At 72.9% G+C, this 22,165-nt stretch carries 23 protein-coding genes; 9 read left to right on the top strand and 14 right to left on the bottom strand.

Annotated features, from left to right (window positions below):
• Positions 1-91: 91 nt before the first annotated feature.
• From ABZY33_RS08425 to ABZY33_RS08415, 3 genes are all read right to left on the bottom strand, one after another.
• On the bottom strand, positions 92-1,363 hold the full coding sequence (locus tag ABZY33_RS08425) for a phosphatase PAP2 family protein (RefSeq protein WP_356490722.1): 1,272 nt from the start codon (positions 1,361-1,363) through the stop codon (positions 92-94).
• Positions 1,364-1,696: 333 nt separating this feature from the next.
• Complete coding sequence (locus tag ABZY33_RS08420) at positions 1,697-1,912, bottom strand: hypothetical protein (RefSeq protein ID WP_356490782.1); 216 nt, start codon at positions 1,910-1,912, stop codon at positions 1,697-1,699.
• A gap of 34 nt (positions 1,913-1,946) precedes the next feature.
• Positions 1,947-2,192, bottom strand: coding sequence for a DUF6479 family protein (locus tag ABZY33_RS08415; protein WP_356490721.1), 246 nt, complete (start codon positions 2,190-2,192; stop codon positions 1,947-1,949).
• Between the two features lie 279 nt (positions 2,193-2,471).
• Here ABZY33_RS08415 and ABZY33_RS08410 point away from each other — a divergent pair, with 279 nt between their 5' ends.
• Together ABZY33_RS08410 and ABZY33_RS08405 are read left to right on the top strand one after the other, a co-directional pair.
• Positions 2,472-3,728 (top strand): APC family permease, encoded by a 1,257-nt coding sequence (locus tag ABZY33_RS08410; protein ID WP_356490781.1) that lies wholly within the window; start codon positions 2,472-2,474, stop codon positions 3,726-3,728.
• Positions 3,729-3,876: 148 nt separating this feature from the next.
• Positions 3,877-6,153: a catalase gene (locus ABZY33_RS08405; protein ID WP_356490720.1), complete on the top strand. Its 2,277-nt coding sequence runs from the start codon at positions 3,877-3,879 to the stop codon at positions 6,151-6,153.
• Positions 6,154-6,250: 97 nt separating this feature from the next.
• On the opposite strand, the gene ABZY33_RS08400 is transcribed toward ABZY33_RS08405, so the two are convergent.
• On the bottom strand, positions 6,251-6,577 hold the full coding sequence (locus ABZY33_RS08400) for a plasmid stabilization protein (RefSeq protein ID WP_356490719.1): 327 nt from the start codon (positions 6,575-6,577) through the stop codon (positions 6,251-6,253).
• A gap of 401 nt (positions 6,578-6,978) precedes the next feature.
• Between ABZY33_RS08400 and ABZY33_RS08395 the strand changes: the two genes are divergently transcribed.
• The gene (locus ABZY33_RS08395; RefSeq protein ID WP_356490718.1) at positions 6,979-7,782 is read left to right on the top strand and encodes a VOC family protein; all 804 of its coding nucleotides are present in this window, start codon (positions 6,979-6,981) and stop codon (positions 7,780-7,782) included.
• 55 nt (positions 7,783-7,837) lie between these two features.
• Here the strand turns inward: ABZY33_RS08395 and ABZY33_RS08390 are convergent, their stop codons facing one another.
• Positions 7,838-9,031 carry an alcohol dehydrogenase catalytic domain-containing protein gene (locus ABZY33_RS08390; protein ID WP_356490717.1) on the bottom strand — a complete coding sequence of 398 codons (1,194 nt, stop codon included), beginning with the start codon at positions 9,029-9,031 and terminating at the stop codon, positions 7,838-7,840.
• Positions 9,032-9,126: 95 nt separating this feature from the next.
• Positions 9,127-9,867 (bottom strand): Asp/Glu racemase, encoded by a 741-nt coding sequence (locus ABZY33_RS08385; protein WP_356490716.1) that lies wholly within the window; start codon positions 9,865-9,867, stop codon positions 9,127-9,129.
• Positions 9,868-9,965: 98 nt separating this feature from the next.
• Between ABZY33_RS08385 and ABZY33_RS08380 the strand changes: the two genes are divergently transcribed.
• Positions 9,966-11,051 (top strand): Ku protein, encoded by a 1,086-nt coding sequence (locus ABZY33_RS08380; RefSeq protein WP_356490715.1) that lies wholly within the window; start codon positions 9,966-9,968, stop codon positions 11,049-11,051.
• Between the two features lie 12 nt (positions 11,052-11,063).
• Here ABZY33_RS08380 and ligD read toward each other — a convergent pair whose 3' ends face one another.
• Together ligD and ABZY33_RS08370 are read right to left on the bottom strand one after the other, a co-directional pair.
• The gene (ligD, locus tag ABZY33_RS08375; RefSeq protein WP_356490714.1) at positions 11,064-11,975 is read right to left on the bottom strand and encodes a non-homologous end-joining DNA ligase; all 912 of its coding nucleotides are present in this window, start codon (positions 11,973-11,975) and stop codon (positions 11,064-11,066) included.
• A gap of 55 nt (positions 11,976-12,030) precedes the next feature.
• Positions 12,031-12,912: an SDR family oxidoreductase gene (locus tag ABZY33_RS08370; RefSeq protein WP_356490713.1), complete on the bottom strand. Its 882-nt coding sequence runs from the start codon at positions 12,910-12,912 to the stop codon at positions 12,031-12,033.
• Positions 12,913-13,186: 274 nt separating this feature from the next.
• On the opposite strand from ABZY33_RS08370, the gene ABZY33_RS08365 reads away from it, so the two are divergent.
• Together ABZY33_RS08365 and ABZY33_RS08360 are read left to right on the top strand one after the other, a co-directional pair.
• Positions 13,187-14,368, top strand: a complete 1,182-nt coding sequence (locus tag ABZY33_RS08365) for a PP2C family protein-serine/threonine phosphatase (RefSeq protein ID WP_356490712.1) — start codon at positions 13,187-13,189, stop codon at positions 14,366-14,368.
• Positions 14,369-14,531: 163 nt separating this feature from the next.
• A complete protein-coding gene (locus tag ABZY33_RS08360) occupies positions 14,532-14,789 on the top strand; it encodes a DUF5133 domain-containing protein (protein WP_356490711.1) in 258 nt (85 codons plus the stop codon).
• 19 nt (positions 14,790-14,808) lie between these two features.
• On the opposite strand, the gene ABZY33_RS08355 is transcribed toward ABZY33_RS08360, so the two are convergent.
• The 4 genes from ABZY33_RS08355 to ABZY33_RS08340 all read right to left on the bottom strand — a co-directional run bounded on the left by ABZY33_RS08355 (position 14,809) and on the right by ABZY33_RS08340 (position 19,306).
• Positions 14,809-16,602, bottom strand: a complete 1,794-nt coding sequence (locus tag ABZY33_RS08355) for an ABC transporter ATP-binding protein (protein ID WP_356490710.1) — start codon at positions 16,600-16,602, stop codon at positions 14,809-14,811.
• A gap of 78 nt (positions 16,603-16,680) precedes the next feature.
• A complete protein-coding gene (locus tag ABZY33_RS08350) occupies positions 16,681-17,151 on the bottom strand; it encodes an MSMEG_6728 family protein (RefSeq protein WP_356490709.1) in 471 nt (156 codons plus the stop codon).
• Between the two features lie 52 nt (positions 17,152-17,203).
• On the bottom strand, positions 17,204-18,418 hold the full coding sequence (gene manD / locus ABZY33_RS08345) for a D-mannonate dehydratase ManD (RefSeq protein WP_356490708.1): 1,215 nt from the start codon (positions 18,416-18,418) through the stop codon (positions 17,204-17,206).
• A gap of 144 nt (positions 18,419-18,562) precedes the next feature.
• On the bottom strand, positions 18,563-19,306 hold the full coding sequence (locus tag ABZY33_RS08340; RefSeq protein ID WP_356490707.1) for an ANTAR domain-containing protein: 744 nt from the start codon (positions 19,304-19,306) through the stop codon (positions 18,563-18,565).
• Positions 19,307-19,435: 129 nt separating this feature from the next.
• On the opposite strand from ABZY33_RS08340, the gene ABZY33_RS08335 reads away from it, so the two are divergent.
• Complete coding sequence (locus ABZY33_RS08335; protein WP_356490706.1) at positions 19,436-19,780, top strand: helix-turn-helix domain-containing protein; 345 nt, start codon at positions 19,436-19,438, stop codon at positions 19,778-19,780.
• Positions 19,781-19,846: 66 nt separating this feature from the next.
• Here ABZY33_RS08335 and ABZY33_RS08330 read toward each other — a convergent pair whose 3' ends face one another.
• Positions 19,847-20,221 carry a VOC family protein gene (locus tag ABZY33_RS08330; protein ID WP_356490705.1) on the bottom strand — a complete coding sequence of 125 codons (375 nt, stop codon included), beginning with the start codon at positions 20,219-20,221 and terminating at the stop codon, positions 19,847-19,849.
• A 173-nt stretch (positions 20,222-20,394) separates the two neighbouring features.
• Between ABZY33_RS08330 and ABZY33_RS08325 the strand changes: the two genes are divergently transcribed.
• Both ABZY33_RS08325 and ABZY33_RS08320 read left to right on the top strand, forming a co-directional pair.
• On the top strand, positions 20,395-20,814 hold the full coding sequence (locus tag ABZY33_RS08325) for a carboxymuconolactone decarboxylase family protein (RefSeq protein ID WP_356490704.1): 420 nt from the start codon (positions 20,395-20,397) through the stop codon (positions 20,812-20,814).
• Between the two features lie 186 nt (positions 20,815-21,000).
• Positions 21,001-21,213, top strand: a complete 213-nt coding sequence (locus ABZY33_RS08320) for a hypothetical protein (protein ID WP_356490703.1) — start codon at positions 21,001-21,003, stop codon at positions 21,211-21,213.
• 30 nt (positions 21,214-21,243) lie between these two features.
• Here the strand turns inward: ABZY33_RS08320 and ABZY33_RS08315 are convergent, their stop codons facing one another.
• Positions 21,244-22,080 carry a GNAT family N-acetyltransferase gene (locus ABZY33_RS08315; RefSeq protein WP_356490702.1) on the bottom strand — a complete coding sequence of 279 codons (837 nt, stop codon included), beginning with the start codon at positions 22,078-22,080 and terminating at the stop codon, positions 21,244-21,246.
• Between the last annotated feature and the right edge of the window lie 85 nt (positions 22,081-22,165).

Genomic DNA, 22,165 nt, shown 5'->3' with positions numbered 1-22,165 from the left:
CGTCCCTTCCACGCTAGGCCGGGGGGCCGGGCCGCGCCAACCGCGCGGACAGCAGGACCGCACCACCCCCGTCGGTCCGTACGCGCCCAGGTCAGGCCTGCAGCAGCTGCGGTTCGGCCAGGGGGGCCGGCGCCGCCATCGGCTGCCACGCTCTGGTCGTCCGCACGTAGCCGTGGACCACCGAGGCCATCGCCAGCAGGAGGAGCGGCCCGAACGCCCACGGGTGCCGGGCCATCTCCAGCGGCAGATAGCGGTACGACGTCAGGAGCGCGGCGAAGACCACCGTGCCGTGGACGACCTGCTGGACCGCCAGGCGGTCCCAGCCCCGCTCGAAGGCGCGCATGGCCACCTCGATGGTGACCGCGAAGACCACGCCCGCGACGAGGTCCACGCCGTAGTGGTAGCCGAAGCCGAGGGTGGCGGTGAGCGTGGCGACCAGCCAGAAGGCGCCCGCGAACCGCATCAGGCGGGAGCCCTTGCGCGAGTGGATGAAGAGGGTGGTGGCCCAGGCCGTGTGCAGGCTGGGCATGCAGTTGCGCGGGGTGATCTCGTCGAAGAGCACCGGGTGCGGGGGGCCGAGCGACGTCGGCGTGTGCGGCCACAGGTTGGCCACCGCCCAGCTGCCGCCGTCGGCGCCGTAGGCGAAGACCGGCCCGACGACGGGGAAGATCATGTAGATGGCGGGGCCGAGCAGCCCTATGACGAGGAACGTGCGCACCAGGTGGTGGCCGGGGAAACGGCGCTCGACCGACACGTTGCGCAGCTGGTACAGCGCGACGATGGCCGCCGCCAGCGGGAGCTGGCCGTACACCAGGTGCAGGGCGTGGCTGCCGACCGGGCCGGTGGCCTCGACCAGCCGGCCGGCCAGCCAGGACGGGTTGCCGAGCGCGTGGTCCGCGGTCGCGACGTACAGGTCGAGCACCTCGGGGCGGGACTCGGAGGTGATGAGCAGCCAGGTGTCACCGGTCTTGTGGCCGGCGACCAGCAGGAGACCGAGGCCGACGCCCTTCAGCAGCAGGGTCCGGTCGGCACCGGTGCGACGGGTGAGCGCGAGGACGGCGACACCCAGGATGACCCACAGGGCGCCGTTGCCGAAGGCGAGGTCGGCGCCGGCGGCCAGGCGCACCAGCAGGAAGACGAGGTCGATGGCGACCGCGGCGGCCACCGCGACGAGCCGCTGCCGCCAGGTGAGCACCACCAGCGTCAGCGCGAGCCCGGCGTAGAGCAGCGGGCCCGACCGGGGAGCGAAGATCACCTCGCTCGCCTGGGCGGTGATCGGTCCCGGCAGGCCGTACCGGCGGGCCACGATCTCCAGGACGACGAGGAACGCCGAGGTCGCCACCGCCGCCGCGCCCCACAGCATCGTCCGTGGCCCGCGCCGGGCGGGGGGTATGGGGCCGGGTTCTGTGCGCGCGTCCGCGCGTGCTTCTGCGTTTGTCAATGGTCAGCCGATGTCTGCGTTCCGGTAGGTGGTTCACCCTTCGTGCTGGATCACCTTGTTCTCCGGCGCGGCGCGGGTGCTCGGCGCGATCGCTGTGAGATCACGGTGAGATCGGATCATGTTATCGGAGCGCCGCTCCGGGATCCGGCGGATACCGCAACGCGGGGCCCCGCCACGACGAGGGACGCGTGGCGGTCCCCGGCCGCCGGGCATCGTCCGGCGGAGGTCCTCAGGCGGGCGGCGGGTGCCGGCGGCTCACGCGGCCTCGTAGTGGTGCGCGCGCCCGCCGCGCCAGGCCATGAACGAGCGGTCGTCCAGCAGCATCGCCGCGTCGGGCAGCTCCGCCTGCCGCAGCAGCGCGACCACGTCCGCGTCGCAGTGCGCGAGTCCGAGGATGCGTCCGTGGGCCGTCACCCGTCGGCCGCCGGTGCCGAGCGGCCGGCGCACGACTATCGGCGGGGCCGGGTCCATGAGCTGTGTGTCTGTCACATTGCCGCCCGTCGGTTCAGGGGTGGGGGTGACCCTGGTCGGGGTCGTCGCCAGGGGTCTGCCAAGTGGTGCCGCGCTGGGCCTCGTCGGAGCCCGGGTGCGTCCCGGGGGCCGGCTGGGAGGGCTCGGTGCGGCGCGCCGCGCGGCGGCGTCCGGTCACGAACATGGCGAGCAGACCGATGACCACGACAACGCCGACGACGATGAAGATGAGCGAGCCTCCGCTCCCGGCGGCCAGAACGATGTGGCTGTGAGTGTGCATGCGCCTTCTGTACCCCGTTCCGCGCGAAAACCGCACAGACCAGCGAGGAAAGATTGTTTCCCGGTCCGCGCGTCCGGTGGGCGGCGTGAAGGGCCAGGCTGATCGTTTCAGCTGGCCGCCCGGGGCTACTTGGCCGAGGGTGGAAAACGGGTCGGCGAGGCGAGAGCTCCCTCTCGCGGTCATCGCCCCCTCTCGTAGTCATCGAGGAGCAGTCGAGTGGCCGGACAGGCGAACGCGCAGCAGCAGGGCACCGCACTCAAGAAGACGCTGACGACCCCGCTGCTCTACTTCTTCATCCTCGGGGACGTCCTGGGCGCCGGTGTCTACGTCCTGGTCGGGCAGGTGGCCGCCAAGTCGGGCGGTGCCGTGTGGGTGCCGCTGGTCCTGGCCCTGCTGCTCTCCCTGCTGACGGCGTCCTCGTACGCCGAGCTGGCCACGAAGTACCCGCGGGCGGGCGGCGCCTCGCATTACGCGACGCTCGCGTACGGGCCGTTCGCCGGGTTCCTCGCCGGGTTCTGCATGCTCGCGGCCGGCATCGTCTCCGTGGCCGCGCTGGCCCGCGGCTTCGCCGGTGAGTATCTGAGCGCCTTCGTCAGCCTGCCCGTCGTGCTGGTGGCCGCCGTCTTCCTGTGCGCCCTGGCGCTGCTGAACGCGCGGGGCATCAGCGAGTCCACCCGGGCCAACGTCGCCGCGACCCTCATCGAGGTCGGGGGTCTGCTGCTCGTGGTCGGCCTGGGCGTCTGGCTGTTCCTGCGCGGTGACGGCGACGGGGGCCGGCTCGTCCACCTCGGCACCTCCGGGTCGGGGGCCCTCGCCGGAGTGCTCTCCGGGACGGTCCTCGCGTACTACTCCTTCGTCGGGTTCGAGACCTCGGTCAACGTCGCGGAGGAGACCCGCGACCCGCGGCGCTCCTACCCCCGCGCCCTCTTCGGGGCGCTGGTGACCGCGGGGGCCGTCTACGCGCTGGTGGGGATCGTCGCCTCGGCCGCCGTCCCGACGGACACGCTGGCCCACTCCAGCGGCCCGCTGCTGGAAGTGGTGCGGGAGGCCGGCGGGGTGCCGCCCAAGGTGTTCAGCGCCATCGCGCTCGTCGCCGTCGCCAACGGCGCGCTGCTCACCGGCATCATGAGCTCCCGGCTGGCCTACGGCATGGCGCGGGACGGGCTGCTGCCGGGGGTCCTGACGCGGGTGCTGCCGGGGCGGCGGACGCCGTGGGCGGCGATCGCGGTGACGACTCTGCTCTCCTTCCTGCTGGCGCTCACCGGGGACGTGGAGACGCTCGCCTCCACGCTCGTCCTGCTGCTGCTCGTGGTCTTCTTCCTGGTCAACACGGCCGTTCTCGTGCTGCGCCGGGACCGTGAGGCGCCGCCCCACTTCCGGGCGTTCACCGTGCTCCCGGTCCTCGGCGCGCTCTCCTGCGTGGTGCTGGCCACCCAGGTCGACGGCGAGGTGTGGCTGCGGGGGCTGATCGTCCTGGCCGTCGGGGTGGTCCTGGGCGCGGTGGCGGCGGTGCGCCGCCGCAAGGCCGCCGCGTGAGGGGCGGGCGTGGCCACTGGGACACCAAGGACTAACTGAACAGCCGCGTGGTAAATCCGGCGATTCGGGTACTCCTGCTGCGTCCGCCGCGGCGCACCGGCGCGACGGCCCATCGCCCAGGACAGCGCAGTCGAGGGAGACACGACAGATGGACGAGAACCACCCCATCAAGGACGCGGCGGAAAAGGTGAAGGAGACGGTCACCGGGCAGACGGCGCCCCGGGGCCCCGAGGACGGCGTCCCCGGGAAGCCGGGCCCCGAGTCGCCGACCTTCGCCGAGCCCACCGAGGTGCGCGAGCCGCTGCCGCCCAAACCGGACCAGAGCGGACCGCGGCCGGTGAGCCCCACCGGCGCCCCCTCGCGCGACGGCCGGGCGGCGGCGGCACAGCAGGGCGCTCACCTCACCACCGCGCAGGGCGACCGCCTCTACGACACCGACCACTCGCTCAAGGCCGGTCCGCGCGGCCCCGTCCTCCTCCAGGACCACCACCTGCGCGAGAAGATCACCCACTTCGACCACGAGCGCATCCCGGAGCGCGTCGTCCACGCGCGGGGCGCCGCCGCCCACGGTGTCTTCAAGGGCTACGGCAACGCTGCGGGCGTCACGAAGGCCGCGTTCCTCGCGGAGGGTGTCGAGACCGACGTCTTCGTCCGGTTCTCCACCGTCCTGGGCTCACGCGGCTCGGCGGACACGGTCCGTGACACCCGCGGTTTCGCGACGAAGTTCTACACCGCCGAGGGCACCTTCGACCTGGTCGGCAACAACATCCCGGTCTTCTTCATCCAGGACGCCATCAAGTTCCCGGACATCATCCACGCCGGCAAGCCGCACCCCGACCGGGAGATCCCGCAGGCGCAGAGCGCCCACGACACGTTCTGGGACTTCGTCACCCTGCACTCCGAGGCCACCCACCACACGCTGTGGAACATGTCCGACCGCGGCATCCCGCGCTCGTACCGGATGATGGAGGGCTTCGGCGTCCACACGTTCCGGCTTGAGAACGCGGCCGGTGAGACCACCCTGGTGAAGTTCCACTGGAAGCCGAAGCTCGGCGTGCACTCCCTCGTCTGGGAGGAGGCGCAGATCGCGGGGGGTGTCGACCCCGACTTCCACCGCCGCGACCTCGCCGACGCCATCGAGGCGGGCGCCTACCCGGAGTGGGAGCTGGGCATCCAGACCTTCCCCGACACCCCGGAGCAGATGTTCGAGGGGATCGACCTGCTCGACCCCACCAAGATCGTGCCGGAGGAGCTGGCGCCGGTCCAGCCGATCGGGCTGCTCACCCTCAACCGCAACCCCTCGAACTACTTCGCCGAGACCGAGCAGGTCGCCTTCCACGTCGGCCACCTCGTGCCCGGCATCGACGTCACCGACGACCCGCTGCTCCAGGGCCGGCTCTTCTCCTACCTGGACACCCAGATCAGCCGGCTCGGCGGCCCCAACTTCGGGCAGCTGCCCATCAACCGCCCGCACGCCCCCGTCAACGACATGCTGCGCGACGGCATGCACCAGACGGCCGTGCACCGCGGCGTGGCGCCGTACCACCCCAACTCGCTCGACGCGGGCTGTCCTTTCATGGCGGGCGCCGACACCGGGGCGGACATCGAGGTGCCCGTCGAGCTGCCCGCGTCCCGCAAGGTGCGCGAGGCGCCCGCGACCTTCGACGACCACTTCAGCCAGGCGCGGCTGTTCTGGCTGAGCATGAGCCCGCCCGAGCGCGAGCACATCGTCAACGCCTACTCCTTCGAACTCGGCAAGTGCTACGAGCAGGCCGTCAAGGAGCGCGGCCTGCAGTCGCTCGCCAACATCGACGCGGAACTGTGCGCGCAGGTCGCCGCCTCGCTCGGGCTGCCCGCGCCCGCGCCGACCGTGCCGCTGACGGACCCGCGCCCCAGCCCGGCCCTCTCCCAGATCGGCCAGGAGTGGCCGGCGGACGGCCGGCTCATCGGCATCGTGACCGACGGAACGGTCGACCCGGACGGTGTACGCACCCTGCGTCAGACGCTGCTCGACGGCGGGATGGTACCGCTGGTCATCGCCCCGGCCGGCGGCAAACTGGCGGCGGACGGCGAACCGATCACCGTGCAGCGGACCTTCGCCACGGCCCGCTCCGTCGAGTTCGACGCCCTCGTGGTGGTCGGAGTACCCGCCGCGGGCGCCGACGCCATCCCGGCACGGGACGCGAAGGCGGACAGCGCGACCTCGACCCTCGACCCGCGCGTGCGGCTCCTGCTGGAAGAGGCGTACCGCCACGGCAAGGTCATCGGCGGCTGGGCGGGCGCCGAGCAGACCATCGAGGCCGCGGGCCTGCCGACCGCCGACCCGGGCATCGTGCTCGGCGACAGCGGCACCGCGGTCCTCGACCAGATGAAGGTGCTGCTCTCCAGGCACCGTGTCTGGGAACGGTTCCCGACCGCCCTGTGACCGAACCGCACACGACGGGGCCGGCCTGCACGGGAGGGGTACTCCCTGGAGGCCGGCCCCGGTCTTTTCGTGCCGCGTGCCGCGTGGCGGGCGTCGGTCAGCGGCCGACGGCCTTGGCCAGCTCCTGCTTGTTCATCGAGGAGCGGCCCTCGATGTTCTTCTTCTTCGCCTCCGCGTACAGCTGGTCCTTGGTCGGTCCCTGGGAGCCGCTGTGGGAGCGCTCGCCGCCGCGCTGCGACGCGGACTTGCTGTCCCGCGTGGAGGTCTTGCTCGCCGTCTTGGACTCGCCGGAGCGGGCGCGCTCCTTGTTCACGGTGCGCGCGGCGATCTCCTTCGCGCGCCCCGTGGAGGTGCCGCGCTTCTCCGCGCCCTCCTTGATGTGCTCGTACTGTCGCTCGCGCTTGGCGCTGGAACCCTGGGGCATACCGTGCTCCTTCCGGACCCGGGGCGGCTCGCTCGGCCGCTCCCGCTCTGCGATGACCTCCGCGTACCCTCCGGCGGACCGGTCACCCGGATTCCGGATTGCTCCCATCTGACGCCGGGGCGGCGCGGGGGTGCGAGCAGACGGCCGCCGAACGGATGAGCCGCCCCGGCGGGACCGGCGTCCCGTCCCAGCGGAGGCGGGAGAGGCGGGAGCCAGTGTCTAATGGATGTGGTTCGAGCAGCCACGAGAGTGACGGCGGCGCATCCAGGGAGCGATTCGTTCGTTGGAGGTCACGCGCTCCTCCAGGGACCACCGGCCACCGGTCGCCAGCCGGTCCCGGTCCGGGCGCCAGTGGCTCAGCGCGGGTGGGGGGCTTCCACCGACCTCAGAACGGTACGAAAATGAGCAGCTTTCAGTCACCTGCACGCCAGAGCCCGGCCAGCAGATCGGTGTTCGGTGCGCCTTGCTGGGTCAGTCTGTCCACCTACGACCTGAGTGTGGCCGAGGAGTTCTACCACGCCGTCCTGGGGTGGGAGTGGCACACCGGCGCCATGGGCGACCAGTACCGGTTCGCCAGCGTGCACGGGATGCCGGTGGCCGGGGTCTCCGCCGCGAAGAGCATCGGGCAGACGTCCGTCGCCTGGACCCCGTTCTTCGCCGCGTCGAGCGCGAACGAGACGGTGGCGCGCAGCCACGAGCGGGGCGGCACCACCGCCGTGGGGCCGCTCTCCTTCCCGCCGGGGCGGGCGGCCCTGCTGGCCGACCGCGACGGCGCGGTCTTCGGCATCTGGGAGGGCGCGCTGGTGGCGGGCTGGGAGGAGTGGCGCCGCGCCGCCCCCGCCTTCGTCGCCCTGCACACCCGCAACGCGTTCGACGCGGCGATCTTCTACGGCGAGGTCCTGGGCTGGGCGACCGGGGCGCCGGAGGCCTGTGACGTGCAGTACGAGGACGAGGAGGTCGTGCTGCGCAGCCGGGGCGAGATCGTGGCCCGTATCCACTCCGGCGCGGTGGAGTCCGCGCCCGATCCCGCGATCCGGCCGCGCTGGGAGGTCCACTTCTCGGTCACCGACGTGGAGGCGTGCGCCGAGGCGGCGGCCGCCAACGGCGGCAAGGTCGTGCACGGGCCCGACGGTTCGGCCGAGGCCGTGCTCTGCGACCCCGACGGGGCGCGCTTCGCGGTCAACTCGCACGCGCGGACCGGCTGACGCCCCGGGACGGACCGCGCGGGGGCGGCAGCGACCGCCCCCCTTGCTTCTGCTGTCAGGGCCTGAGCAGCGTCTTGATCATCCCGTCTTCCTTGTCCTGGAACATCTGATAGGCCCGGGGGCCGTCCTCCAGGGACATGTGGTGGGTGGCGAAGGTGTCGACGCCGAGCGGGTCCTCGTCGGTGAGGAGCGGCAGGATGTCGTCCACCCAGTGCTTCACGTTGGCCTGGCCCATGCGGAGCTGGATCTGCTTGTCGAACATCGTGAGCAGCGGCAGCGGGTCGAGCGCACCGCCGTAGACGCCGGAGAGGGAGACGGTGCCGCCGCGCCGGACGATGTCGATCGCGGCGTAGAGGGCGCCGAGCCGGTCGGTCCCGGCGCGGTCCATGACCTTCTCGGCCAGCGGTCCCGGCAGCAGGCCCACCCCCCACTGGGCGGCCTTGGCGAAGGGTGCCCCGTGGCCGCCGTGGGCCTCCATCCCGACGGCGTCGATGACCGCGTCCGTGCCGCGCCCGTCGGTCAGGTCGCGGATCGCGTCGCCGATGTCCTTGCCGTAGCGGCGCAGGTCGAGCGCCTTGACGCCGTCCGCGTGGGCGCGGCGCAGCCGGTCGGGGACCAGGTCCACGCCGACGACGAGGCGCGCGCCTCGGTGCAGGGCGATCCGGGCGGCCATCGCGCCGATCGGCCCGAGCCCCAGGACGGTGACGGTGCCGCCGGGCGGGATGTCGGCGTACTCCACGCCCTGCCAGGCGGTGGGGAGCACGTCGGACAGGTAGACGAACCGGTCGTCCGGCGGGCCCGCGGGCACCTTGATGGGCAGCGTGTTGCCGAACGGCACCCGCAGCAGCTCGGCCTGGCCGCCCGGCACCTGGCCGTAGAGCTTGCTGAAGCCGAAGAGGGCGGCGCCCGTGCCGCGCTCCCTGACCTGGGTGGTCTCGCACTGTGACTGCAATCCCTGGCCGCACGTGTGGCAGTCGCCGCAGGAGACGTTGAACGGCACCACGACCCGGTCGCCCGCCGCCAGTTCGGTGACGTCCGCGCCGACCTCCTCGACGATGCCCATCGGTTCGTGGCCGAGGATGTCGCCGGGGTCGAGGTAGGGCCCGAGGACTTCGTAGAGGTGCAGGTCGGAGCCGCAGACGCCGGTGGACGTGACCCGCACGATGACATCGGTGGGGTCGCGCAGTTCGGGGTCCGGGACCGTCTCGACCCGGACGTCCCGCCGGCCCTGCCAGGTCAGTGCGCGCATCGGGTTCTCCTCCGGTCACGGTGACGACGCCTGATCACCCACCGTAAGCAGGGTGCCGCCGATCCGCATGCGGGCGCCGCCGGGCCGCCCGCGTTTCACGCCCGCGTGCCGAGCAGCCGCTGGCCGGGGCCGTACGCCCGCTCCCCCACCGCGCCCAGCAGCGCCCATACGGTCGCCTGGTCGGCGCTGACGACGGGTTTGCCCAGGCGCTCCTCCAGGCGGGGCAGGGCGTCGTAGGTGGGCAGGGCGGTGCAGCTGACGAAGACGGCGTCCGCCTCCGGGCGGTCGGCCCGCGCCACGACGTCCGCCACCTGGTCCGCCGCCACCGCGTAGACGTCCTCGACCGTGTCCAGACCCAGCGCGGTGAGGGCGACGAGGTCGAACCCATGGGCCCGCAGGTAGGCGGCGAGCAGCCGGTCCACCGGCTGCTGGTAGGGGTGCACGACGGCGAGCCGGCGCGCGCCGAGCGCGTGCAGCGCGGCGACCACGGCGCCGCTGGTCGTCACCGCATGCCGTGCGCCGGACCTCCGGATCGCTTCCCGCAGCGCGCGTTCGCCGGGCACGCCGCCTGCGAAACTGCCCGCCGTGCAGAGGTAGGCGACCGCCTCCGCCCCGGCGTCGACGAGGCCGCGGACCGGACCGGAGAGCAGCCCCGGCCGGCCGAGCCGGGAGACCAGCTCCAGATTGTTCTCGTAGGGCACCTCGTCGGTGACGGTCATCGTCCACGCCACCCGCGCCGGCAGCCATCGGCGCAGCTCGTCCTGGCGCGTGAAGTCGTACGAGGCGACCACGCCGACGCGGCGGCGGCCCGGATCACAGGGTGCTGGCTCCCGCATGTCCATGAGGCTAACGGCCCGGCGCCGCCCGCTCCCCGGATGCGACGGGCCGCCGGCCGGGGTGCCATGAGGGAAAAGGCGAAAGGGGTGCGGCGCATATGGCGCGTCCAGTGTGGAGTGGCACGCTGACCTTCGGTCTCGTGTCCCTGCCCATCCAGATGTACCCGGCCACGGACAGCCACACCGTCCGGTTCCACCAGTTGCAGCGCGGCACCTCCGACCGCGTACGCAACAAACGGGTGAACGAGCGGACCGGCGAGGAAGTGCCCCTCGACGAGGTCGTCAAGGCCTACGACGACGGCGACGAGTACGTGCTCGTCGAGCCGCAGGAGCTGGACGACATCGCCCCCGGGCGCTCCAAGTCGCTGGAGATCACCGGCTTCGTCGAACTGGCGGAGGTGGAGCCGGTCTTCTTCGACAGGACGTACTACCTCGGCCCGAAGGGCAAGGAGTACGCCAAGGTCTACGCCCTGCTCCACAAGGCGCTGGAGGAGGCGGGCCGGGCCGGGATCGCCACGTTCGTCATGCGCAACCACCAGTATCTGGTCGCGGTGAAGGCCGAGGCCGGGCTGCTGACGCTGCACACCCTGCACTGGGCCGACGAGATCCGCGACCCGCGCCAGGAGATCGACGATCTGCCGGGCAGGACGAAGGTCACCGACCGGGAGCTGAAGATGGCGCGCCAGCTCGTGGACACCCTCGGCATGGAGTGGCGGCCCGAGGAGTTCCGCGACACCTATCAGGAGCAGGTGAACGCGCTCATCAAGGCCAAGCGGACGGGCGAGGCGGTCGAGAAGGCCGAGCCGCCGGCCGAGTCCACCAATGTGGTCGACCTGATGGACGCGCTGCGGGCGAGCGTCGACCGGGCGAAGAAGCCTTCCGGTTCCGCCGGGAAGGCCCCGTCCGGCGGTGCCAAGGGAGGCGGCGGTAAGAAGCGCGGCAGTGACGCGCCCGCGCCGCCGACACGGATCAGTGACGCCGCCGCCAAGCGCCGCGGCCGGGGTGCGGGGAAGGGCGCGGCGAAGGGCAAGTGCGGCACCGGACCCGCGTCGCTGGACACCCTCACCAAGGCCGAGCTCTACCAGCGGGCCACGGACGCCGGGCTCCCTGGCCGCTCCGCCATGAACCGCGCCGAACTCATCGAGGCCCTGCGCGGCACGCACCGGCGCCGGGCCTCGTCCTGACCCTCGCCGTCGTCACCGCGGGTCCAGGCCCCGCAGCCGCCGCTCCGCCGCGCTCACCCCGCCGGCGTGCCGGGCGAGACCCGCCCACGGGTCCGTGTCGAGGCGGTCGCCGAGGTCGGTGACCGTCCAGCGGCGGGCGTCCAGGCCGGGATCGTCCAGTTCGTCCCAGGCCACCGGTACGGCCACGGGCGCGCCCGGCCTGGACCGGACGGCGAACGGTGCGACCACGGTCTGCGCGTAGCCGTTGCGGGCGACGTCCAGGTACAGCCGTCCCTTGCGGGCGTCCTTGCGCGGCTCGGTCGTCAGCTCGTCGGGGTGGCGCTCCGCCAGTTCGTGCGCGGCGGCACGGGCGAAGGCGAGGACGTCGTCGGCGTCGGCGCGCCGGTTGAGCGGGACGACGACGTGCAGGCCGCGCGAGCCCGTGGTCATCAGGCCCGAGGTGAGTTCCAGCTCGTCGAGCAGCTCGCGCAGGCGGTGCGCGGCGCTGCGCACGGGCGCGAAGTCGTCGCCGGGCGGGTCGAGGTCGAAGACCAGCCGGTCGGGGTGGCGCGGCCGGTCCGCGCGGCTCAGCCAGCGGTGTGGGGTGATGCAGGCCTGACCCGCCAGATAGGCGAGGGTCGCGGCGTCCTCACAGATCACATGGGTGACCTCGCCGCCCTCCTTGGGCACCACCGCCCGGTGGATCCAGTCGGGGAAGTAGTCGGAGACCTCCTTCTGGTAGAAGCGCTGGCCCTCGATGCCGTCCGGCATCCGTTCGAGCATCAGGGGCCGGCCGCGCAGCTCGGGCAGCATGCGCGGGGCGACCCGCCGGTAGTGCTCGACGAGGTCGGCCTTGGTGAGACCGTCCCGCGGAAACAGCTCCTTGTCGGCCCGTTTGACCTGGACCGTGCGCCGCCCGACCCGTACCTCGACATCGGAACTCATGCCTGTGCCTCCTTCGCACCGCTCACCGCACCGGCCGGACGCCGCCCGGGCCCGCTCATGGGAGCGGCGTGCCGCCGGTGGCGTTCATGATCTCCGCGGTGATGAAGCTCGCGTGCTCCGAGGCGAGGAAGACATAGGCGGGCGCCATCTCCGCGGGCTGGGCGGGACGGCCCATCGGCGCCTGCTTGCCGAACTCCGCGGTGTCCGGGAGCGTGGCGGGGATCAGCGGCGTCCACACCGGCCCCGGGGCGACCGCGTTGACCCGGATGCCCTGCTCCACCAGCATCTGGGCGAGGCCCTGGGTGAAGGTGACGATGGCGCCCTTGGTCATGGCGTAGTCGAGCAGGTGCGGGCTCGGCTTGTAGGCCTGCACCGAGGTGGTGTTGATGATCGAACCGCCGGACGGGATGTGCGGTACGGCCATCTTGCTCAGCCAGAACATGCCGTACAGGTTCGTGTGCATGACGCGGTCGAACTGCTCCGTGGAGATGGCGCCGATGCCGTCGGGCTGGGACATCTGGTAGGCCGCGTTGTTGACGAGCACGTCGATGCGGCCGAACTCCGTCACGGCCCGCTCGATGAGCCGGCGGCACTGCTCCTCCTCCCGGATGTCGCACGGGACGGCCACGGCGCGCCGGCCCGCCTTCTCGACGAGGCGGGCGGTCTCCCGGGCGTCCTCCGCTTCCTCGGGCAGGTGGGTGAAGAGCACGTCCGCGCCCTCGCGGGCGTAGGCCAGCGCGACGGCCCGGCCGATCCCGGAGTCGCCGCCGGTGATGACCGCCGCCCGGTCGGTGAGCAGGCCGCTGCCCCGGTAGGAGTCCTCGCCGTGGTCGGGCGGCGGGTCCATCGGGCCGCTCCACCCGGGCGGCTGCTGGTCCTGCTGGGCGAAGTCGGGCTGAGGGTGCTTCGTCGTCGGGTCCTGCGGGGTGTCACCCATCGGTGCTCGTCCTTCCTGCGGTCCGTTCCTGATCCCGCGCCGCGTGCTGCCCGGCGCCGCGTACGCACCAGCCTGCTCGCCGCGGACGACCGGCGCGAACGCAGAACACCAGGTGTCCCGTGGACCACGGCTCCACACCTGCGGGCCGGCGGAAAGCCGCTCGCCGCGGGCCCTCGCGGCGCGCCGCCCGATCGGCCGGGCACCGGAGGCGGGCCGCGCGGGCCGGTGCGAGACTGCCCGGGCAGCCGTCCGCGCGGCACCGAGGAGTGATGACGTGTCGGCATCCGAGTCCGGGGACCGTCTGCTCGGCGAGTTCCTGGCCGACCCGCGCAACGCGCCGCTGGACCTCGCCACCGCGGTGGCCCACTGCGCCAAAGCCCTAGGCCTGCACGGCGCGGTGGTCTACCTGGCCGATCTCCAGCAGCGCCAGCTGGCCCCGCTGAACGAAGTCGCGCCGACCCTGCCCATCGACGGCTCGCTGGCCGGCTGGACCTACCGCACGGAGTCCCTGCGCGTGGAGGAGTCCGACGTCGGCGGTCTCACGGCCTGGCTGCCGATGGTGGACGGCGCGGAGCGGCTCGGCGTCGTGGCCGTGCGCTCCCCGGCGCTCGACCCGCTCTCCCTGCGGCGCGGCCGCACGCTCGCACACCTGTGCGCCATGATGGTGACCTCGAAGCGGGCGTACAAGGACACCTACGTACGCCGGGCCCGGACGCGCACCATGCAACTGCCCGCGGAGATGCTGCGCGCGTATCTGCCGCCCCGCACCATCGGCACGACCCACGCGGTCTCGACCGCCGTGATGGAACCGGCCTACGAGGTCGGCGGCGACGCCTTCGACCACGCGCTGACCGAGACGACGCTGCACGCCGGGCTGTTGGACGCGATGGGCCACGACCTGGCCTCCGGGCTGACCTCCGTGGTGTCGCTGGCCGCCTGCCGCAACGCGCGGCGCACCGGCGCAGACCTGCCCGAGCTGGTGGAGTCCGTGGACGCGGCTCTCGCGCAGTGGCTGCCGGACCAGTTCTGCACCGCGGTCCTCGCCCAGTTGGACCTGGCCTCGGGCGGGCTGCGGTGGATCAACTGCGGTCATCCCGCGCCCCTGCTCATCCGTGACGAACGGCTGGTCGCGGGCGCGATGGAGCGGGACGCCGACCCGCCGCTCGGGCTGCCGGCCGGCCTCTCCCGCACGCCGCGCCGGGTGCACGAGATGCGCCTCGAGCCCGGCGACCGGGTCCTGATGTACACCGACGGCGTCACGGAGGCCCGGACCCAGAACGGCGGTGAGCTGGGCCTCGACCAGTTCGCCGAGTACGTCATCCGTGCCACCGCCGCCGGGGAGCTGGCCCCGGAGACGCTGCGCCGCCTCATCCACTCCATCGTCGACGCCCAGGACAGCCGGCTGCGCGACGACGCGACCATCCTGATGTTCGAGTGGCGTCCGGTGCCGCGCTGACCCAGGGCTCCCGGCCCCGCGGGGCGACCGCCGCCGGACCTGACCGTCTTGGCCCGATAAGGGACCAAAGTCCCGGTACCGGCCTCGGCGGGGCGGGCAGACCGTAGGCGAAGCGGCTCCGCGTGCCCCGGGAGCCGGACGGACGGTGAAGGAGAACCAAGACATGACCGTGCTGCTTCCCACGGCCGACGACCTGCGTCAGGCGCTGATACGCCACACCGATGCCGTCGCCCGCGACGAGCGCCGCTCGACGGCCGAGACGGTCCGCGCCCGCGAGGACAGCGCGTACACGCTGTGCGTCCTGACCGGCACGACCCGCGTCGAGGACGCCCGGCGCACGGCGGACGCCCTGCTGCGCCGGAGCGGCCCGACGGTCATGCCGATGCGCCCGGACCGGGCCCCTCTCGCGGACGCCGCGTGAGCGCCCGGCCGGACACCCCCTACGCCGTCGCGGCGGGTTGCAAGGTCGCGTAGAGCCCGCCGCGGTCGAGCAGCCGGGCATGGGTGCCCGTCTCCGCGATCCGGCCGTCCGCCATCACCACGATGCGGTCGGCGCCCTGGATCGTGGAGAGCCGGTGCGCGACGACGAAGACGGTCCGGCCGTGCACCAGCCGGCCCAACGCCTCCTGGACGAGGGCCTCGGAGCGGTTGTCCAGCGCCGACGTGGCCTCGTCGAGGACCAGGACGCGCGGGTCGCGGATGAGCGCGCGGGCGATGGCGAGTCTTTGTTTCTGGCCGCCTGACAGGCGTGCGCCCCGCTCGCCGACGACCGTGTCGAGACCGTCGGGCAGCTGCCGGACGAACTCCAGCGCGTTGGCGTCGCGCAGCGCGCGCAGCAGCGTCTCCTCGTCGAACGCGCCGAGCCCGTATGTCACGTTGTCGCGGATGCTGCCCTCGAAGAGGATCGATTCCTGCGGCACGACCGACAGGAACCGCCGGTAGCTGCGCAGGTCGAGCGTGGCCATGTCGACGCCGTCGAGCAGGATGCGTCCGGCCGTCGGGCGGATGAAGCCGATCAGCAGGTTCAGCACGGTCGACTTGCCCGCGCCCGACGCGCCGACCAGGGCGATGGTCTCGCCGGGCCGGGCGCAGAGCGTGAAGTCGTCGACGGCGGGTCCCGCGCCGTCGGCACCGTCCGCGGCGCCGGGATCCGCGTAGGAGAAGCCGACGTGCTCGAAGGAGATCCGGCCGGTCACGTGGCGCACGGACACCTTGCCCGCGTTGCTCTCCAGGTCCGGCGCCTGGAGCACCTCGCCCGCGGAGCGCACCGATTCGAGCCCCTTGCTGATCAGCGGGGCCAGGTTGAGCAGGGTCGTCACCGAGCCGGTCAGGACAGTGAAGAAGGCGCTGAGCATGACGACGTCGCCGGCCGAGACGCCGAGCCAGCCGTGGTACGCGACCAGGGCCGAGCCGGTCAGGCAGCAGACGCCGAGGATGTTGAGGACGACCCAGGCCGCCGAGTTGAAGCGGCCGTTCATGGTGTCGAGGCGCAGTCCGGCGGCGAGGACCTGGCGCAGGGAGCCGTCGACGCGGCCGAGCGCGGTGCGTTCGAGTCCGTGGGCGCGGGTGATGGGGATGAGGGTCGTCATCTCGCCCACCCGTGAGGAAAGGTGCTCGACCTGGCGGCGGAAGTCCTCGTTGTGGCTGCGCAGCCGCCCCCGCAGCCGCATCACCAGGAAGCCCGCCGCGGGGACGACGACGAGGAACACCGGCAGGAACTCGGGCGTCCGCAAGCCGATCACGGCCAGGCCGCCGATGAGGGTCGTCACGGCGCCCAGGCCCGTGTCGGAGCTCTGCTGGACCATCTGCTCCACCGCCTCCACGTCCCGGACGACCTTCGCCTGCAGGACGCTGGAACTGGTCCGGGAGTGGTAGCCGATGGACAGGTGCTGCATGCGGCGGCAGAGCGATGAACGCAGGGCCGTGCCCATGCGCCGGATGCTGCCGCCGAGCAGCCGTACGTACCACTGGTGCAGCGGGTAGTTGATCATGAGGATGAACAGCAGGAGGCCCGTGGCCCGCCACAGGTCGGCCTGGGCGCCGTGCCGGACGACGACGTCCAGGACGGTGGCGGTGATCACCGGCAGCAGCCAGATGGGGCTGTGTTTGACGACGAACAGCAGCGTGGCGAGGAGCAGCCGGCCGCGGTCGGGGCGGAAGAGGTGGCCGAGGGTGCGGATCGGATGCTCTCCGCGGTAGCGGTGGTCCAGATGGTCGGGTGCCGATGCGTGCATGGTCCGATCCCACCGCATCCGCCGCGTCTGGGTAAGCGCTTCCTGCGAACCCGGCGCAGAACGAGGCGGGCGGCCGTCCTACGCGGCGGCCCGGTCGGAGGCCGGCCAGTAGTACGGCAGGTCGTCGGGGACGTCCGGGAACGCGTCGGCGTAGAGCTCGGGCGCCTTGCGCAGCAGCGCCGACTGGTGGCTGCGGTGGAAGGCGGGCTCCCCCAGCCAGGGCGGCAGCTCCCCCGCCTCGGCCAGCTGCTCCTGATTGCGGACCTGCGCGCCGGGTCGGTGGGTGGCGAAGTCGGTGACGAGTGTGGTGGCGCAGGTGTCGGCGCGCCCCTCGGCGACCCAGGCCGCGCACACGTCGAGGCCGTAGCGGACCAGCGCCTCCTCGTAGCCCGTCCACATGCGGACCGCGGGATGGTTCCGCCAGCCGTAGCCGGGCACGGTCAGGCCGCGCAGGACCTGGAGGGCCTCGACCCGCTGTTTGCCGAGGCGGGCCCGGTCCAGGACCATCGCGGAGCGGGTGAAGCCGGGGTACGGGAGAAAGGTCTGCACGCAGGATGCCTACCGCGGGCGGCACGTTCCCAGACGCGTGGTCCGCGGGATTTCACCAGTCGTGGACACTGCCGTCCTGGAGCCGGTTGACCGGCAGGTAGGCAGCCTTGTACGGGTGGGCGGCGGCCAGTTCCTCGTCCAGCTCCACGCCGAGGCCGGGGGACTCCCCGGGGTGCAGGTGGCCGTCGGTGAAGGTGTAGGCGTGCCGGAACACCTCGTCGGTGAGCGGGGTGTGGCCCGCGTACTCCTGGATGCCGAAGTTGTGGACGGCCAGGTCGAGATGGAGGGCGGCCGCCATGCCGACCGGCGAGATGTCCTCGGGGCCGTGGACGGCGCTCCTGATCTGGTACTGGGCGGCGAAGTCGAGGAGCTTGCGCAGGGGCGTGACCCCGCCGAAGTGGGTGACCGCCGAGCGTACGTAGTCGATCAGCTGCTCGGTGATGAGCGTCTGGTAGTCGTACACCGTGTTGAAGACCTCGCCGACGGCCAGCGGCGTGGTGCTGTGCCGGCGCACGAGGCGCAGGGCCTCCTGGTTCTCGGCGGGCGTGCAGTCCTCCAGCCAGAAGGGGCGGTAGGGCTCCAGGTCCTTGGCGAGGCGGGCGGCCTGGATCGGGGAGAGGCGGTGGTGCGCGTCGTGCAGCAGCGGCAGTTCGGGACCGAACTCGGCGCGTACGGCCTCGAACACGGCCGGGGTGTGGCGCAGATAGGCGTCGGTGTCCCAGTCCTCGACGAGAGGGCGGGCCTGTTGGTGCGGGACGGCGGCGCCGGTGGCGTCGGCGGCGTGCACGCCGTAGACGGCCTTCAGACCCGGGATGCCGGACTGAATGCGGACGGCCCGGTAACCCTCGGCGAGCCGGGCGCGGACCGAGTCGAGCAGTTCGGGCAGGTCACGGCCGTCGGCGTGGCCGTAGGCGCGGACGCGCTCGCGGCTCGCCCCGCCGAGGAGCTGGTAGAGCGGCAGCCCCGCGGCCTTCGCCTTGATGTCCCACAGGGCCGTGTCCACGGCGGCTGTCGCGGCCATCGTCACGGGCCCGCGCCGCCAGTAGGCGCCGCGGTACAGGTACTGCCAGGTGTCCTCGATGCGGTGCGGGTCGAGGCCGACGAGCAGGGGCGCCACATGCTCGGTGAGGTAGCCGGTCACGGCCAGTTCGCGTCCGTTGAGCGTGGCGTCGCCGAGGCCGGTCAGCCCCTCGTCGGTCGTCAGCTTGAGCGTGACGAAGTTGCGGCCGGGGCTGGTGACGACGGTCGTGGCGTCGACGATCTTCATCGGGAGGCTCTTTCGGTTCCGGACGGACGACGGGCGGCGCGCGATGACCGGCACCGTCTGGGTGCGGTGGTCAGCATGCGCCGCGGCGCCGCCCGGGGTCCATGGGCCGCGTGCGGTGCGGCCGCTCCCGGAAGGGGGATCCGCTCAGGCGTTCGCGGTGTCGGCGTCGCTCGGCGGGACGGGTACGGACGCGACGGTGCGCGCGGGCACCGGGGTGTCCGCGTCCGCCCAGTCCCAGTCGTGCCCGTCGACCGGATCGGCCGGTGCCGCCGGGGCCGTCGCGCCGGGTGCGCTCGTCCGGTCGCCGAGCCGGGCGATCACGGCGGAGAGCTGGCTCTGCACCGTCTTGGACAGCGGGGCCGCACCGGTGGTGGAGTCCACCAGGTCCTGCGCCACCTGGTGCAGCTTGATGTTGGTGCGCTGCGAGGTCTCGACCAGCGCCGTCCAGGCGTTCTGCGGGTCGATGCCGAAGGCGGCCACGAGCACGCCCCGGGCCATGTCGATGGTGCCGCGGCTCTGCATCGCCCGCCGCAGCTGCGTGACCTCACGGCTCAGCTCGGTGTCCGGGCCGTCGTCCTGGCCCGGGTCCGGAGCGGTGGCCGGCCCGTCGACACTCAGCACCACGTTGACGGCGGAGCAGCCACAGAGGTCGACCCGGTCCACGTCGAGGTCGACGCTGCCGTCCGAAGCGAGCAGGAGCGGACGCAGCGCGCTGTTCAGCTGCTGGTCCTCGTCCAGGTGGAGATCGCCGCGCACGCTGACGACCATCCGCTCTCCGTCCCAGTGGTTGAAGAGCCTCAGTCCGGACAGCCGGTGGGCGTCGACCGCGGGGGGCGGGGCTGCGCAGCGGGCGGCCGGACCGGTGCCGGACTGTGCAGCCTGCGACATGTCCGTCTCCCTCGGTGCGGCCTCGCGGTCCCGTCCCAGATTCCCGCTCTGCGGCAACATACGTCAAGTGATACCGGAAACGAAGTTCGGGGGTTCTGGGACGTGAACCACCGGGCCTACGATGCGTTTATGGATGGAGTACCGGAACCGCATGCTGGATGGACATTCATCACCAATCACGCGCGGGTGCTGGCTGCCATCGCCGACAATCAGAACGCGCGGATCCGCGACATCGCGGCGCACTGCCGGCTCACCGAGCGGGCCGTCCAGAAGATCATCGCGGACCTGGAGGAGAGCAGTTTCCTCTCGCACACCCGTGAAGGGCGCGGCAACGCGTACCGCATCTCGCCGGGAAAGACCTTGCGCCACCCGGCCGAGGCCGAGGCAGGTCTGACCGTCGCCTCCCTCCTCGGTCTTCTCGCCCAGGACGAGGCGCACCGCGGCGCGGGCCGCCAGGCCACCGACCACGGCTGAGCGCGCCGTCGGCGGTCGACATGGGCGGCTCCCCTGCCCCCGGACCGCCGCCCCCCGGCCGGCTTCTCAGGCGCCGGGCAGGAAAAGGCAGAACGGATGACCGTGCGGGTCCCGCAGGACGCGTACGTCCTTCTGCGGCTGGTGCTCCTCCAGCGTCGCGCCCAGGGCGCACGCCCGCTCCGTCTCCCCCTCCAGATCGGCCACCTGAAGGTCCAGATGCGCCTGCATCTGCTGGCTGTCCGCCCGCTGCGGCCACACCGGCGGCGTGTGGTCGGACTCCAACTGGAAGCTGAGGGAGGGCCGTCCCCCTTCCGGCGCGGCCAGGCGCACCCATTCCGGGCTGCGTTCGGCCTCCTCCCAGCCCAGCAGGGCCCGGTAGAAGTCGGCCAGCGCGGACGGGTCGGGGGTACCGAGGACGAAGCCACCGAGCGTTGCTGTCATGCTCCATCGGTTGCCCCCGGGATCCGCTCCCACGCGCCCGCGCCGGGAAGCGCCCCCGTCCGGCCCAGGAACACTGCGCTCCGGCCCGCGGCCGCCCCCTTCCGGCCCCCGGGGTTGCGCCGGGGCGGCTGCGTCCCGAACGTGGAGCCTCCACCCCTACGAACGGACTCGCCATGAGCGCTGCGCCCGGCTCCGAGAGCCGCCAGGAACGTTTCGACCGCGGCATGGAGACGCTGGCACGCGTCGACGGCGACGGCGGCCGGCGCGTCGTCGACGCCCTCGCCGACGTCAGCCCCGAACTCGCCCACCAGATCGTGGCCTGGGGTTTCGGGGAGATCTACAACCGTCCCGCGCTGCCCCCGCGGGACCGGCAGCTGGTCACCCTGGGCATCCTCACCGCCCTGGGCGGCTGCGAACCGCAACTGGAGGTGCACGTCCGCACGTCCCTCAAGGTCGGTCTCACCCCGCAGGAGATCGTCGAGACGCTGCTGCACGCGGCGGGCTACTGCGGCTTCCCCAAGGCCCTGAACGCCACCTTCGTGGCCAAGAAGGTCTTCGGTGAACTCGGGCTGCTCCCCGTCGAGCAGGAGTAGCCGCGGCGGCGCGGGCCGGCGTCAGCGCCCCGGCCGCCGCTCGTACTGGGAGGGCGGGTGCGCGCCGCGTGACGCCACGCGCTGGGGGTCACCTGATGCGCCCAGCCCCGTCGGCGCACCGGCGGCGGGGCCCTCGCCGGGCGCTCCCGGGATGCGGGCGGGCCGGGCACACCGGACGGTGGAGGCATGAGCAGACCGATCACCGTCTACCAGCCCTCCCCCACCGGAGGGCGCCGGGTCCGGGCCGACGGCGAGATCCTGGGGCTCGCCCACGATCTGCGCGACGTCGCGGAGTTCCTGCGTCAGGCCGGCCTTGAGATGGACGAGGCCGAGGTGGCGGCCTCGCCGCTGATCGACTGGCGCGGCGGTGGGCCCGGGACCTGGCCCGCGCCCTGGTAGCGGCCGGCCCGGATGCGTCGAGTGCGCCGCTCAGGAGGAGGAGAGCGGCGGCTTTCCGGGGGCGACGGCGTGCTGTGTGACACGGCCGAAGGCGCGGAAGCCGAGGCGGCGGTAGGCGGGCTCGCCTGCGGCGGAGGCCTGGAGGACCGCGAGGAAGTGGCCGGCCCTGCGGGCCGTGTGCAGGGCGGCGAGGGCGATGGCGCCGCCGTAGCCGCGGCGGCGGTCGGCGGCGAGGGTGCTGATGTGGTAGATCCCGGCGACGTCCGCGTGCAGGAAGACCTCGGCCGAGCAGACCGCGCGGCCCGCCGCGTACCCGACCAGGTAGCGGGCCGGGCAGTCGGCGGCCAGCGCTCGCGCGGCGGTGCGCTCGTAGAAGCGGCGGACGGTCGCGGCGGGCGGGTCCCAGGTGGCGGCGAGGACGGCGGCGTAGTCGCGCAGCCGCTCGGGCGTGGTCACCGGGTGGACGTCGAGGCCGGCGACGTAGGGCTGGGGCAGGGTGTCGGTCAGCTCGGCCCACATGACCGTCTCGGTCGCGCTCGCGGGCAGGCCGGCGGCGGAGAGGCGCTGTGCGAGGTCGGGTGGGGTCGAGGCGGGCCCCGCCCACCAGGAGAAGGGGCGGCCGGTGGCGGCGAGCGCCGCGGCGGTCTCGGCGATCCGGACCGGCGCGGTGCCGGGGGTGAAGCGGGCCGCGGCGACGACGTTGAAGGTGTCGTCGTCCAGGCCGCTGTCCGCGATCAGCAGGTCACCGGTGGCGGTGACGGCCGCGCCCGGCAGGGCCCGGTGCAGGTGGCAGGCGTGCTCGGCGAGGTTGCGCTCCGCCCTGCCCGCCAGGTCGGTCGTGTCCCGTAGGTCCTGCTGCGCACTCATAGTGGTCGATCAGATCACATCCGGACGAATCCCCCGGGGTCCGGCGGGACCGTGTGCGCCTGTGTCCCCGCGGCGGGGCCGGTGC

This window comes from Streptomyces sp. NPDC006552, assembly GCF_040611655.1.
Taxonomy (GTDB): domain Bacteria; phylum Actinomycetota; class Actinomycetes; order Streptomycetales; family Streptomycetaceae; genus Streptomyces.
This window is presented reverse-complemented; position numbering and strand designations above follow the sequence as displayed.

Bases quoted from the DNA above. Each gene is read 5' to 3' on its own strand.
- ABZY33_RS08370 (WP_356490713.1), bottom strand. From the start codon at position 12,912: ATGGGTGACACCCCGCAGGACCCGACGACGAAGCACCCTCAGCCCGAC.
- ligD (WP_356490714.1), bottom strand. From the start codon at position 11,975: ATGAGTTCCGATGTCGAGGTACGGGTCGGGCGGCGCACGGTCCAGGTC.
- ABZY33_RS08320 (WP_356490703.1), top strand. From the start codon at position 21,001: ATGAGCAGACCGATCACCGTCTACCAGCCCTCCCCCACCGGAGGGCGC.
- ABZY33_RS08385 (WP_356490716.1), bottom strand. From the start codon at position 9,867: ATGCGGGAGCCAGCACCCTGTGATCCGGGCCGCCGCCGCGTCGGCGTG.
- manD (WP_356490708.1), bottom strand. From the start codon at position 18,418: ATGAAGATCGTCGACGCCACGACCGTCGTCACCAGCCCCGGCCGCAAC.
- ABZY33_RS08395 (WP_356490718.1), top strand. From the start codon at position 6,979: ATGAGCAGCTTTCAGTCACCTGCACGCCAGAGCCCGGCCAGCAGATCG.
- ABZY33_RS08355 (WP_356490710.1), bottom strand. From the start codon at position 16,602: ATGCACGCATCGGCACCCGACCATCTGGACCACCGCTACCGCGGAGAG.
- ABZY33_RS08420 (WP_356490782.1), bottom strand. From the start codon at position 1,912: ATGGACCCGGCCCCGCCGATAGTCGTGCGCCGGCCGCTCGGCACCGGC.
- ABZY33_RS08315 (WP_356490702.1), bottom strand. From the start codon at position 22,080: ATGAGTGCGCAGCAGGACCTACGGGACACGACCGACCTGGCGGGCAGG.
- ABZY33_RS08335 (WP_356490706.1), top strand. From the start codon at position 19,436: ATGGATGGAGTACCGGAACCGCATGCTGGATGGACATTCATCACCAAT.
- ABZY33_RS08405 (WP_356490720.1), top strand. From the start codon at position 3,877: ATGGACGAGAACCACCCCATCAAGGACGCGGCGGAAAAGGTGAAGGAG.
- ABZY33_RS08390 (WP_356490717.1), bottom strand. From the start codon at position 9,031: ATGCGCGCACTGACCTGGCAGGGCCGGCGGGACGTCCGGGTCGAGACG.
- ABZY33_RS08330 (WP_356490705.1), bottom strand. From the start codon at position 20,221: ATGACAGCAACGCTCGGTGGCTTCGTCCTCGGTACCCCCGACCCGTCC.
- ABZY33_RS08415 (WP_356490721.1), bottom strand. From the start codon at position 2,192: ATGCACACTCACAGCCACATCGTTCTGGCCGCCGGGAGCGGAGGCTCG.
- ABZY33_RS08425 (WP_356490722.1), bottom strand. From the start codon at position 1,363: ATGCTGTGGGGCGCGGCGGCGGTGGCGACCTCGGCGTTCCTCGTCGTC.
- ABZY33_RS08360 (WP_356490711.1), top strand. From the start codon at position 14,532: ATGACCGTGCTGCTTCCCACGGCCGACGACCTGCGTCAGGCGCTGATA.
- ABZY33_RS08325 (WP_356490704.1), top strand. From the start codon at position 20,395: ATGAGCGCTGCGCCCGGCTCCGAGAGCCGCCAGGAACGTTTCGACCGC.
- ABZY33_RS08340 (WP_356490707.1), bottom strand. From the start codon at position 19,306: ATGTCGCAGGCTGCACAGTCCGGCACCGGTCCGGCCGCCCGCTGCGCA.
- ABZY33_RS08380 (WP_356490715.1), top strand. From the start codon at position 9,966: ATGGCGCGTCCAGTGTGGAGTGGCACGCTGACCTTCGGTCTCGTGTCC.
- ABZY33_RS08400 (WP_356490719.1), bottom strand. From the start codon at position 6,577: ATGCCCCAGGGTTCCAGCGCCAAGCGCGAGCGACAGTACGAGCACATC.